General features: G+C 49.5%; 6 protein-coding genes. 3 read left to right on the plus strand and 3 right to left on the minus strand.

Translation table 11 applies throughout. From position 1 onward, the window contains the following. Nucleotides 1-90: 90 nt before the first annotated feature. Nucleotides 91-2,553 (plus strand): glycoside hydrolase family 2 TIM barrel-domain containing protein, encoded by a 2,463-nt coding sequence (locus I6E49_RS13275; RefSeq protein WP_235402913.1) that lies wholly within the window; start codon nucleotides 91-93, stop codon nucleotides 2,551-2,553. A 239-nt stretch (nucleotides 2,554-2,792) separates the two neighbouring features. Here the strand turns inward: I6E49_RS13275 and I6E49_RS13280 are convergent, their stop codons facing one another. The 3 genes from I6E49_RS13280 to I6E49_RS13290 form a co-directional block, all read right to left on the minus strand. Beyond that, complete coding sequence (locus tag I6E49_RS13280) at nucleotides 2,793-4,532, minus strand: RagB/SusD family nutrient uptake outer membrane protein (RefSeq protein ID WP_235402914.1); 1,740 nt, start codon at nucleotides 4,530-4,532, stop codon at nucleotides 2,793-2,795. Between the two features lie 71 nt (nucleotides 4,533-4,603). Next, nucleotides 4,604-7,720: a SusC/RagA family TonB-linked outer membrane protein gene (locus I6E49_RS13285; protein WP_235402915.1), complete on the minus strand. Its 3,117-nt coding sequence runs from the start codon at nucleotides 7,718-7,720 to the stop codon at nucleotides 4,604-4,606. 194 nt (nucleotides 7,721-7,914) lie between these two features. After that, nucleotides 7,915-10,149, minus strand: a complete 2,235-nt coding sequence (locus I6E49_RS13290; RefSeq protein WP_235402916.1) for a substrate-binding domain-containing protein — start codon at nucleotides 10,147-10,149, stop codon at nucleotides 7,915-7,917. Nucleotides 10,150-10,373: 224 nt separating this feature from the next. Between I6E49_RS13290 and I6E49_RS13295 the strand changes: the two genes are divergently transcribed. Next, a complete protein-coding gene (locus tag I6E49_RS13295; RefSeq protein WP_235402917.1) occupies nucleotides 10,374-12,098 on the plus strand; it encodes a DUF4980 domain-containing protein in 1,725 nt (574 codons plus the stop codon). 144 nt (nucleotides 12,099-12,242) lie between these two features. Beyond that, nucleotides 12,243-13,454 carry an MFS transporter gene (locus I6E49_RS13300; protein ID WP_235402918.1) on the plus strand — a complete coding sequence of 404 codons (1,212 nt, stop codon included), beginning with the start codon at nucleotides 12,243-12,245 and terminating at the stop codon, nucleotides 13,452-13,454. Nucleotides 13,455-13,466 lie beyond the last annotated feature (12 nt).

Genomic DNA, 13,466 nt, shown 5'->3' on the forward strand with positions numbered 1-13,466 from the left:
TGACATACGGAAATACTCAAAGCCTTTTTTATACAATAAATTCAACCTCAAAGTCTAAATCCGAAACTTGAGTCATTTAATATATAATCAATGAATCGTTTATATACATTAATATCTAACATGCTCAACAGCATACCTCTCCCCTCCCTGCGGGGGAGGGGCAGGGGGTGGGGCTTCTGGGGCTTCTGCGCCCTTTCTCTCGCTGCATCGCTCACCGCTTCTGCCCAACGCAGCACAATCAGCCTGAAGCAATGGCAGTTCTCTCGCGACAGCATCAACTATAAAGCTGTCACCGTTCCGCACGACTGGGCGATAAACGGACCCTTCGACAAGAAGTGGGATCTTCAGTATGTTGCCATAGAGCAGAACGGCGAAAAGGAGAAGACGGAGAAGTCGGGACGCTCGGGCGCTCTGCCTTGGATAGGACGTGGATTCTATAAGACTACTGTCAACTTGAAGCGACTGCCCAAGACGGCTGTTCTGGAGTTTGACGGAGCCATGGCAGACCCTCATGTGTATATTAATGGTAAGCTGGCGGGCCACTGGGCTTACGGATATAACGCCTTCCGTGTTGATGCTGCGCCATACTTGAAGAAAGGAAAGAACGAGATTAGCGTGAGCCTCAACAACCGCGAGGAGAGTTCGCGATGGTATCCGGGTGGCGGACTGTACCGTCCCGTACAACTCGTGATGAATGCCGACGCGGCAACAATCAATCCTTGGGGTTGCTATTTCCGCACAGAGTCGATAAACAAAGGCAAGGCTGAGGTGAGCATCTGCACCAATATAAATAATGTAGACAAGACTCTCTCGATAGAAAACCAACTCGTCGATGCCACGGGCAAGGTTGTGGCGCAGTTCAAATACGGCGACTTCGACGCTCAAGGCAATGTTGTGAAGACGCTGACTGTGGACAATGCTCAGCTATGGTCGCCCGAATCACCTTATTTATATAAGCTCGTCACACGCCTATACCGCAACAACAAGCTTATAGACCAGACTCAGCAGAAGGTGGGAATCCGTACGGTACGTGTGGCGCAGTATGACGGTTTCCAGCTGAATGGAGTTTCGCGTAAGATAAAGGGCGTGTGTCTGCATCACGACCTGGGTCCGATAGGTGCCGCAGTAAACAAGGCTGCACTCATCCGACAGATACGCACAATGAAGGATATGGGTTGCGACGCCATACGCACGGCTCACAATATGCCATCGACATGGCAGATGGAGATATGCGACTCGATGGGTATGATGGTGATGGCAGAGAGCTTCGACATGTGGATTTATCCTAAATGCAAGAACGGCTACGCCCTCAACTTCAAGCAGTGGGCTGACCGCGATATGGAAAACCTTGTGCTCAACCACCGCAACCATCCCTCTATCATCATGTGGAGCATAGGCAATGAGATACCCGAACAATGGAGTGAGGAGGGCAGTAACATCTCCGAGCATCTGCAGGACTTATGTCATAATTTAGACCCGACACGCCCCGTAACGCAGGGAATGGACCAGGCTGAGGCTGCGCTCAATTCGGGCTTTGCCCAAGTGATGGACGTTCCGGGCTTCAACTATCGTGTACACAAGTACGACAAGAACATACGTCAGCTGCCTAAGGGATTTCTCCTTGGCTCTGAGACAGCCTCAACAGTCAGCTCGCGCGGCGTATATAAGTTCCCCGTCGAGCCTTCCGACTCGAAGAAGTATGCCGACGGCCAGTGTTCAAGTTATGATGTTGAGTATTGTCCGTGGAGCAATCTGCCCGACGACGACTGGCAGATGCAGGACGACCGCGACTATGTGATAGGCGAGTTTGTATGGACCGGCTACGACTATCTGGGCGAACCGTCGCCCTACGACGAGTATTGGCCGTCGCGTTCGAGCTACTTCGGCATCTGCGACCTTGCGGGTCTGCCCAAAGACCGTTACTACCTGTATCGCTCACACTGGCGCAAGGACGACGCTACGCTGCACGTTCTGCCGCACTGGACATTCCCTGGACGCGAGGGCGAGACCACTCCTGTCTACTGCTACACGTCGTATCCGATGGCAGAACTCTTCGTCAACGGCAAGAGTCAGGGCAGAATTGCAAAGAATCCCGGCTCACGTCTGGACCGCTACCGTCTGCGTTGGAACAACGTGAAGTATGAGCCGGGCGAGATACGCGTTGTGGCTTACGACTACGACGGCACGCCTAAGGCAGAAAAGACAATACGCACGGCGAGCGCTCCGGCACGTATCGTGCTGAAAGCCGACCGCAGCAGCATCTCGTCGAAGGGCGAAGACCTCGCGTTTGTGACCGTATCGGTAGTTGACAAGGACGGCAATGCGTGTGCCACGGCAACCAACAAGATGAAGTTTCATGTAACGGGCGCTGCCAAATTCCGTGCAGCCTGCAACGGCGATGCAACATCGCTCGTGCCATTCAATTCTACAGAGATGCCGCTGTTCAGCGGCGAGCTGGTAGTAGTAGTGGAAGGACTGAAGCACGGCACGGCAACACTCAGCGTCTCAACCGAAGGTTTGCCCATGGCAACGCTGCCCATAACAGTGGAATAAATAAAAGTGTTGCATATACGATTTACCGATCTCTGCTTCCTTCAGATTCCACCTCGCGATTGACACCCTTGCCTTTGACTATGCAATTCACGCTATTAGGGCTTGCTCGGGACTTTCACCCGTTAGACAATGCTCATGCCGAGCGTACTAAAAAAGTAGCGGAGGTTCACCTCACAGTGACCTCCGCTACTTTTTCATTTCTATATATTATAATTCCAACAAAAACCCTTAGCGATTATTTAGTAGTTCTTGTTCTGTTTGTACAATCCCGGCACATAGTAGAGCTGGTTGTATGGTATCGGGTAGAACTCGTTCTTGCCAGCTGTGTAGTGGGCATCCTTCAGATATTTGGCGTAGGTCTGTCCGTCGTACACGTCGTTCTGCTCCTTGGCGAAGTAGGCGTTGAGTGTCTTGGAAGCAATGCCCCAACGGCGTAGGTCGAAGTAGCGTCCGTTCTCCATAGCGAGTTCCAATCGGCGCTCCCAGCGCAGACACTTACGTGCAGTCTCCTTGTTCTGGAAGTAAGACTCGGGGTAGAGTGCTATGTCACACTGGTTCGCAGCGTATGCGATGTGCTTGTCTACCGAGTTCTTTGCACGCTGACGGATGTCGTTGATGATAGAGCGAGCCTCAGCGAGGTTGTCAGTTTCGATGAGAGCCTCAGCACGCATGAGCATCACGTCGGTGTAGCGGAACACGTAGTCGTTCATAGCGAACGCCTGCCATGATCCGTTGTAGGTCTCGCCCTTAGAGCGCTGTGGCACTTCCTTCATCGAGCAGTAGTAGCCGTAAGTGTTAGGTGTGCGGCTGTTTGCCTTTGTCAGCGTATATTCAGGTTCATACTTGTATGGGAAGGTAGGCATTCCGACGGTGTGGAAGAGGCGCGGATCCCACTTCTGGGCGTTCGGTTCGCCGTTTATAGGATATGCGATGGACGTGTTGTAGTCGTCGAACTCGGGCAGACCGTTCTTTGTCTTGAATGCGTTAACGAGATCCTGCGACGGCTTGTGGAAATCCCATCCGCACGACCACATGCCCCATACTCCATTGAGCACATTGCTCCAGTTGGCACGACCGAATGTTGTGTTGTCGTTCTTGTAGTCGGAAGTCTGCACAGCGAAGATGCTTTCCTTGCTGTTCTTCTCTTCGGGGAGGAAGATATCGCCATAGTCTTCAAGATAACCGTAATCGGGTGAGTTCTTCACAACATCGGTATATTCCACCACCTTCTGCATATATTCTCTGTTGATATGGTCGTAGCCGTTGGTGGCTTCATAACCGTCACCGTATGCAAGGGTGAGATAGCACTTGGCGAGATACGATGCAGCAGCGATTTTGTTGGCGCGGTTCTTGTCTTTCTGTACTTCTGGCAGCGCGTCGTAAGCCTCCTTGAAGTCGGCTATAATCTTATCGAACAGCTGCTCGTATGTAAACTCGTCGTTGCGAGTCTGCTCCTGAAGTTTGTTCTTAGTGACGTTCTCGTCAATCCAAGGCACCTGACGGAACATGGTGATGAGCTTGAAGTAGAAGTGAGCACGGAGGAATTTCACTTCAGCTATACGCTGCTTGCATGTCTCTTCGCCCAGTTTGGTGTTGCCATACTGCTCAAGCGAGAGCAACGCACGGTTGCAACGGCTCACAGCACAATAAAGGCGATACCAGAGTTCGTCAAATTCGCCAGACGTAGAGGTCATTGTCGACCATATCTCCATTGGATGATAGCCAGTGTCGGTGGTTCCCGAACCGCCCTTCAAGCAATCGTCTGACGACAAGTCGCCATAAGGCCAGAGGTTGAACGGATACGAATACCAGCAGTCGCCGAGCATGGCGTAAGCCGAAGTAACCATTTCATCGGGGCGGCTGAAAGCCTTTTCTTCGTCAATGACACCCTTCGGTGACTCATCGAGGAAGTCGCTGCATGATGTTGCTGTGGTAAGTGTCAGCATCGCTGCGAATATGTATTTATATAGATTTTTCATTGTTTGGATTCTTTAAATTGTTTGGATTACCTTGTTATATACACCAATTATATATATGTCTCCAACTTATATTAGAAGCTGACCTGCAGTCCGAACGACACTGACGAAGAGTGAGGATAAGCCCAGTTGGGGTTCTCGGGGTCGGAGATGGTGAAGCTGTTGCTCTTTAATGTGAATAGATTCTGACCTGAAACATATACACGAGCCGATGTCATGTGCAGTTTCTTCAAGAGCGAGTCAGCGAAGTTGTAGCCAATCTGAAGCGTGCGCAGCTTCATCCAGTTGCCATGCTCTACGAAGTATGACGATGCACGTCCCTCGTCGCCAGTATTGTTTGTGGTAAGGGCAGGGATAGAAGACGATGTATTGTCCTTTGTCCATGCTCCAAGCATGCGGTTGCCCTTGTTGCTTCCAGCATCTGTGATGCTCCAGAAGTCGGTTTGGAATTTCTGGTTGTTATACACATCCACACCACATACACCCTGGAAGAACATCGAGAGGTCGAAGTTCTTGTAGCCAAGCTGTACGTTCAGACCCCAGTTGAAGTCGGGTACCGGATTGAAAATCCAAGTCTGGTCGTTGGCATCGATAGTGCCACTGTCGTCGAGGTCGGCATATTTCAATCCGCCTACACGTGCGTTGGGCTGGCCTGAAGCCTTCACTTCGTCCTCGTTCTGATAGAGTCCTTCAACAACATAACCCACGATAGAGCCGTAAGGCTGCTTTGACTGCACGAGGTTCTCCTTCATTGTGTGTGCATACGAGCCAGTGGTAGTAGATGGCAGATATGTCACTTTGTTGCGGAAGAAGTCGATGTTGGCAGATACGTCGTAGCGCAAACCGTACTTAGTAGTATGACGATAGCCCACATTGGCCTCCATACCTATGTTGCGGAGCGACGGACCGTTTGACCAACTTGCTCCGCCTTCACCCATTGCACCAAGGTAAGCCGGCGAGATGAGCATGTCCTTTACATCTTTAATATAAGCATCGACAGTTCCATAGAGTTCCTGATTGAACATTGAGAAGTCGGCACCAACGTTATACTGTATTGTTGTCTCCCACTTCAGATTATCGTTGGCTGTCTGTGTGGCGCGGAATCCAGAAGGGAAGATGCCTGTACCTTGACGGAAGATGTCGTAAGCGGTAGACGTTACGCGGTCTGCTCCGTAGTCGGCAACATACAATCCGTAGCGGGCAGTGTTCGAAATCTCCTGATTACCGGTCTTACCCCACGATGCACGAATCTTAAGATCGTCAATCCAAGATGCCTTCAGGTTCTTCGAAAGACGATAGCCGAGTGTGGCAGCGGGGAAGTTGCCATAACGGTTGTTCTTGCCAAAACGTGAGCTGCCGTCGCGACGTATAGTGAATGATGCGAGAACGAGGTCTTGCCAGTTGTAGTCGACCTTTCCGAAGAATGATGCCAATGTGTATCCAGAACCAATACCTGTTGCTCTCTCAATACCTGTTGCAGCGTCGGGCCACATATAGTCCTTGTCCTCTATTACGAAGGTCTGGGCGTAGGCTCCCACATCCTCAACAGTCTGCTTGTGAAGCTCCATACCAGCGAGCACCGTAAAGTCGTGGTCGCGTGCTATCTTGAAGTTGTAGTTGGCAGTGTTACTCCATGTCCAGCGAACGTCGTCGTGGGCAGAGAGTGTCGTGCTCGGAATATCGTTGTTTACGATATCCGACTTGAATGTATGGTTCATTGAGTGAATGAACGAGTGATAATAGTCGAGACCGAAGTTAGAACGGAGCACAAGACCCTTCAATGGCTTGACATCAACATAAGCATTGCCGAACACACGCCATATCTTCAGGGCGTTGTCGCGATTCATATACATCTCGCGCAGAGGGTTCTGACGGTCGCTCATACCACCCACTGGTCCGCCAAATGTAGTGCCGTCTTCCTCATATACGGGAACGGTTGGCGACATCTTCAGCGCGTTCTCCATTGGTGCGCAGTCTACTTGCTTTGAATAAGTGACTGTAGCATTCTCGCCTACACTTACAATCTTGTTGACATTGTAAGTAGAGTTGAATCGGGCTGAGAAGTTCTCAAAGTTAGAATACTTCAATATACCGTTGTTCTTCTTGTATCCTGCCGAGAAAAGACCAGTAAACTTGTCGGTGGCACCCGACAGAGAGAGGTCGTAGCTCTGCATGAAACCGGTGCGTGAAATCTCGTCAAGCCAGTCGGTATCGGACAGTCTCATCGTCTTCTTGGCATTGATGTAGCCATCGTATGCACCATTGACGGTATATGAATTGTAGTTGCCTGTAGACGGGTCGTATGCCTTTATGGTGCGTCCGGTAGTGGCGTTGAGGTCCAGACCATAGTTGCGGGCATAGGCAACGGGGTCGATGCCGTCGTTGAGTGCAGCCTGAGCCATTGCTGTAGCATACTCAGATGTGTTGCAGAGTTTCATCATCGACTGCGAATTGTAGAACTGTGCCGTGAGATTTGTTGAGAAATCGACATTCAGCTTGCTTCCCTTCTTGCCACGTTTTGTGGTGATGATGATTACGCCATTGGCTGCACGCGAACCATATATAGATGCCGAAGCAGCATCCTTGAGCACCTGCATACTTTCAATATCGTTCATGTTGAGCGAATTAAGGGCCGTTGTTGTAGGCACACCGTCAATAACGAAGAGTGGATCTTGTGATGAGTTGAACGAACCGATACCACGTATGCGTACCGTACCCGTGCCGATAGGCGAACCGTCGGTGGTGATAGTCATGCCTGGAACTTTTCCTTGCAGCGAACGCATAGGGTCAGTATCGGCTGATGACTTAAGGTCTTTGGTGCTTACTACCGACACCGAGCCAGTCAAGTCGGCCTTACGCTGCACCTGATAACCAGTCACTACTACCTCGCCCAATACCTCAGAGTTGTCTTGAAGTACAATTTTGAGGTTTTCGCCAGCCTTCACTTCCTGGTCCTTACATCCTATATAAGAGATGATAAGGGTTTCGCCGGGTTTTACATTGAGTTTGAAGTTACCGTCAATGTCGGTAACAGTGCCCATGTTTGAGGATCCCTTAACTTTCACTGATGCACCAATAATAGGTTCACCCGTATTGTCAGTCACCGTTCCGCCAATGCCGTTGGTCTGAGCGTACATGCCAGATCCGGCAAGCATGAGCATACTTACTAAAGCTACTTTTGCTTTTTTCATAAGATATACGTTTTTGTTTTTGGTTTAAGTTTGCGTCTTATAACGGTTGCAAAGTTATAGGATAAAAAATAAGTGACATTTCATGAATCGTTCACAAAATATAACTCATGTTACATGCAACAATCGTTGACTGGATAGTCAAAAATGTTGAGTTTTTTGTTCTGTTGTGCCAATTATTTTATTAGTTATGTAAACTAAACCTTCATTTCCTCTCTTATATCTGTAGGATATTTGTCATATTGTTTTTTAAAGCATGACGAAAAATAGCCTGGAGTGGCAAATCCTACTTCGTTGGCAATTTCGGATACTGTCTTGTCAGTGGTTTTGAGCAGTTGCATGGCTCGTTTGAGTCGTGTCTCGCGCAGTATTTCAACGGGAGTCATGCCCATAAGGGCTTTCACCTTGCGATATAGCTGCACGCGCGACAGTCCCACTTCGTCGCCGAGGTCTTCAATCTTGAGATTGGTGTTCGACATATGCTTCTCCATTGCCTTGAGGAATGTATCGAGGAATCGTCGGTCGGGCGAAGTGGATGTTGGCTGTTGAGTGTTGAGCGTCGAATGTTGATTTGCGGTTGGCAGCGCTGATGACAAATTCTGAGTCTTGAACAGTTGGCGAAGCTTCTGGCGATTGGCAAGAAGCGATGCTATGTTTGCAACAAGCAGGTCGGCACTGAACGGCTTGGTCATATACATGTCGGCACCGGTCTGCATACCCTCAATATACTGCTGTTCGCTGCTGCGGGCAGTGAGCAACAGCACCGGAATATGGCTTGTAGCCTCATGTTGCTTGAGTCGTGAGCAGAAAGTAAGTCCGTCCATTACTGGCATCATCACATCCGACACCACAATGTCGGGCACACTCTCCACGGCAAGTTTCAGTCCGCTCTGGCCGTCGGCTGCCTCTATCACATAATAGCGGTCGAGCAAGAGTGTGCGCAGATAGGCACGCATGTCGGCATTGTCGTCAACGATAAGTACGGTGGCGAGTTCGTCGGCATTGTCGTTAATCAGAGTGTCGTGACGACTCTCCTGCACCGACTTTTGGCTTGCAATGAGTTGCTCGTCGGTAGTAGCGGTGGAGTCATCGATGGTGGCGCGATTCTCCCGACGGAACAGCAATACGTCACCAACAAGGCGTTGCAGTTGCTCCACGTTGCGCTTAATGATGTCAATGAGTTGCTGCGAATCACCATTGCCAGCAGCCAGTTGGTTGACGGGACCAGCTATAAGCGTAAGCGGAGTGCGCAACTGATGTGACGCATTGGTGAAGAATCGTGTCTGTTCGTCGTTCAGTTCACGCATGCGGCGGTTGGCACGACGTGTGGCACGCACGGCACGCCATGTGGTGAAAACAGCCACAGCCAATAGCAAGATGACGAGCATTGACACAATGAGCAGAGCACGTTGTATGTGATAGAAGCCCAGATAAGTCTCAAGTTTAGATTGTATCGTAGCAAGATATTGGTTTTGCTTCATTAGCGAGTTACTACTCAGCGAAATGTCGGCTACATTTTGCGGTGTTATAACAAAGCTCTCCAGTTTGTTAACACGTTCAAATGGTTTGCCCTCAAGAATGCGCACGGCAAGAGCTATCACCTCCTCGCCATGGGTAGGGTAGATATATGAAGCTGCGAGCTGTCCGTTTTGAATAGCGTCTATGCCTTCACCAGGTAGCCCGTCAATACCAAGAAAACGGATGTCGTGCTCCTTGTGAAATTCTTTGGCTGCCTCATAAGCACCAAAAACAACAAAATCACTGTGGCAGAATACAACATCTACATTTTTGCCATCCTTCAACCATCGTTGCATTATACGTTTACAGTCTTCGTATGACCATTGACCTGGCACATGATGATACTCAATGGATGGATATTGTTTCATTGTTTCGCTAAAACCAGAATGTCGTTGTACAGCTGGGGACATATCTGATGGTCCACTCATTTCCAATACAATTGGTCGTCGACCTTCCGCCTTCACGCTGTCACGACACAGCATTGCTGCATATTCCGCCATCTTGCGTCCAGCCTCAACATTGTCGCCACCTATATAAGCGGTATAGTCGTTCATGGCTGTGATACGGTCGTAGAAGACAATGGGGATGTTTTTGTCGTGGGCACGTTGCAGACTCTTGTTTAGGGCATGATAGTCATTAGGCGAAACCACGAGCAGGTCTACCCCCTCGTCTACAAGACTGTCTATCTGCCGGCATTGGCGTTCGTTGCTATTGTCGGCATTCTTTATAATCACCTTAACATCGGTGTCATAGAGATGTTGTGCCGATAGCATCTCAATGTTGGCTTTATCGCGCCAGCGTCCACCCACACACTGCGACACACCTATTTTATATTTATAATTGATAGTGCAGCTGGTGGCGAGTGTTAGCGTTGCTAACAGTATTAATAATGTATGATAAGTTTTGGGTTTCATAAAAAGATAGGTTTATTGGGTTTCCAATAGCAAAATTAAATAATTTATCGATAACAAGCAACCAACAGATTTGACATTTGATGCAAGATTTGTTTCATCGGCGAATTCTTACAAGTTTTGGAAACATAAGTCATATACCAATTATAATATAAAATGTAATTTTGCGACAGAAACCAAACACCTACAGTTCAAACTTTTTGGATAATTTAAAAACCTATATTAATATGAACAAGAATTTATTCAGCCGTACTGCGGCAACATCGTTTGTATTGGGGCTTGCAATGGCTGCCTCGGCACAACAGGCTAATTTCCTTAGCAGCAACCACTGCATCTACCGTGTAGACAACTCACAGAAAGTGCTTCTCCTGCCGGTGCAGGAGAAGGCAGAGATGTGCAATGTCAAGGTGATTGACGGCAACAGTCAGGTCAAGGCATTCAACATCCGTCTCGCTTCCAACCACATCGACTATTATGTGCCGCTCTACATCAGCGAGTACAAGAACAGCAAGAACATCTCTCTCGACATTCATGCCAATGGCACCTATCGTAACGATGGTGGTGTTTCGAGCTTCACATGCTGGAAGAACATGAAGTATGCCGACTCGTTCGACATGACCAACCGCGAGCAGTATCGTCCCGTATACCATCACACTCCGGCATACGGATGGATGAACGATCCTAACGGCATGTTCTACAAGGACGGCGTGTGGCATCTCTACTTCCAGTACAATCCCTATGGATCGCAGTGGGAAAACATGACATGGGGACACTCTACGTCGACCGACCTCATGCACTGGGAGTTTCAGGGTAAGGCAGTTGAGCCTGACGCATGGGGTACGATATTCTCCGGTTCGGCTGTAGTAGACCATAACAACACTGCCGGATTTGGCGAGAATACAGTAGTTGCTATGTATACAACGGCTGGCGAGAACCAGACACAGAGCCTTGCATACAGCACCGACAACGGCAAGACATTCATAAAATACGATGGCAACCCCGTCATCACAAGCAATACTCCCGACTTCCGCGACCCGCACATGTTCTGGAACGAGGACATCAAGAAGTGGAACATGATTCTCGCCGAAGGTCAGCACATGAACATCTATTCGTCAGACGACCTCAAGGCGTGGACACTCGAAAGCCAGTTTGGCGCCGAATATGGCAATCATGGCGGTGTATGGGAATGTCCCGACCTTATGAAGTTGCGTGTACGCGGCACTGACAAGTACAAGTGGATGCTCATTTGCAATATCAACCCTGGCGGTCCGTTCGGTGGTTCAGCCACACAGTACTTCGTAGGCGACTTCGACGGTAAGAAATTCACATGCGAGACAGCACCCGAGGTGACACGATGGATGGACTACGGCAAAGACCACTATGCCACAGTAACCTTCGACAACGCTCCCAACGGACGCCACGTGGCGATAGCATGGATGAGCAACTGGCAGTATGCCAACCAGGTACCAACCAAGCAGTATCGCTCGGGCAACTCAATTCCGCGCGACCTCGACCTCTACGAATACGAAGGCAATACATATTGCGGCGTAACTCCGTCGCCTGAGCTTACAGCTGCACGTCCGAAGAAGCCTACAAAGACTCTGAGCGAATCGTGCGAAGTGGTAGTTACACTCAAGGGTAGTGCCACCATCACACTCTACAACGAAAAGGGCGAGCAGGTGGTTATGACTTACGACGACAAGATTCGCACATTCACAATGGACCGCACCAAGAGCGGACTCAAGGACTTCAGCGACGACTTCGCTGCCGTCACAACAGCACCCGTACATGGCAAGATGACTCACCTGCGACTCTTCATCGACAAGAGCAGCATTGAGGCATTCGATGCCGAGGGCCGCATGGCTATGACCAACCTCGTATTCCCCACCAAGCCTTACAACAAGATAGTCATCAAGGGCAAGGGCAAATATGCGGTGTATAATCTGAAGTAATGTTACAATCATTGCAGATATGTTGTATGATACATTTTTGCAATCCTATGAAACATTATTTGTACCATCTCTGCTGCATAAACAATAACTTTGCAGCAGAGATTTTAAAAAAATCAGCTAATAACTAAAAAGTTTATATCCAAAATGAGCAACTCAAACTCAAGCAAACTTACGCTCATCCCGGTAATGATAGCATTCTTCACAATGGGATTTGTCGACCTCGTCGGCGCAGTATCAAACAATATGCAGGAAGACTTCGGACTGTCTGATTCGGCAGCCAACTTCTTTCCCTCGCTCGTATTCTTCTGGTTCCTTATCTTCTCAGTGCCCACGGGCATGCTGATGAACAAGATCGGACGCAAGAAGACTGTTCTCCTCTCTATAATAATCACCACCCTGGCAGTGTTCCTGCCCCTCTTCGACAGCTTCATGCCTACCAAGGAGAGCCAGCTCTGGCTGATGTACATCTCGTTCTCGCTCCTCGGCATAGGCAATGCAATCATGCAGACATCAATCAATCCGCTGGTGACGATGCTCGTCAAGGGCCATCTGGCTTCGACACTCACCTTCGGACAGTTTGTCAAGGCCATCGCCTCGTTCATCGCTCCGCTCATCGCAGCATGGGGCGCCACCACTACAGCTCCTATCTTCGGACTCAGCTGGCGCATTCTGTTCCTCCTCTTCTTCGTAGTGGGTATGATTGCCACACTGTGGCTCGGCATGACCAGCATTGAGGAAGAACCTATTGAGGGCAAGGCTTCAGGCTTCGTTGATTGTCTGAAGATGCTCGGCTCGCCCATCATCCTGCTCTCGTTCATCGGCATCATGTGCCATGTGGGCATCGACGTTGGTACAAACGCTGTGGCTCCTAAGATTCTCCTGGAGCGTCTGGGTGGCGAAGGCGACACGCTCAGCCAGTTCGAATACGCCACATCACTTTACTTCGCATTCCGTACACTCGGCTGTTTCACCGGTTCGATACTTATGCGCAAGCTCAATATCCGCACCTTCTTCACCATCATCGTGCTTATGATGGCGCTCGCGATGGTAGGCTTCGTGTTCGGTACTGAGAAGTGGGAGCTTTGGGCTGCCATCGCTCTTGTAGGCTACGGCAACTCTAACGTCTTCTCAATCGTGTTCTCGCAGGCTATGCTTTCAGCGCCCGAGAAGAAGAACGAGGTTTCGGGACTGATGATTATGGGTCTGTTCGGTGGTACGGTATTCCCGCTCTTCATGGGCATTGCAAGCGATGCTGCCAAAGCAGCAGGCTCACAGTATCCGCAGATTTGGGCAGCTGTAGTAATGGCAGTAGGCGTTATTTATTTGCTTAGTTATATTTCTAAGGTTAAGCAGTAAGCCCCAAAATCC

This window comes from Leyella stercorea (assembly GCF_021531655.1).

Excerpts from the sequence above, each read along its gene's own strand:
- I6E49_RS13275 (WP_235402913.1), top strand. The coding sequence starts at position 91 with ATGAATCGTTTATATACATTAATATCTAACATGCTCAACAGCATACCT.
- I6E49_RS13280 (WP_235402914.1), bottom strand. The coding sequence starts at position 4,532 with ATGAAAAATCTATATAAATACATATTCGCAGCGATGCTGACACTTACC.
- I6E49_RS13285 (WP_235402915.1), bottom strand. The coding sequence starts at position 7,720 with ATGAAAAAAGCAAAAGTAGCTTTAGTAAGTATGCTCATGCTTGCCGGA.
- I6E49_RS13290 (WP_235402916.1), bottom strand. The coding sequence starts at position 10,149 with ATGAAACCCAAAACTTATCATACATTATTAATACTGTTAGCAACGCTA.
- I6E49_RS13295 (WP_235402917.1), top strand. The coding sequence starts at position 10,374 with ATGAACAAGAATTTATTCAGCCGTACTGCGGCAACATCGTTTGTATTG.
- I6E49_RS13300 (WP_235402918.1), top strand. The coding sequence starts at position 12,243 with ATGAGCAACTCAAACTCAAGCAAACTTACGCTCATCCCGGTAATGATA.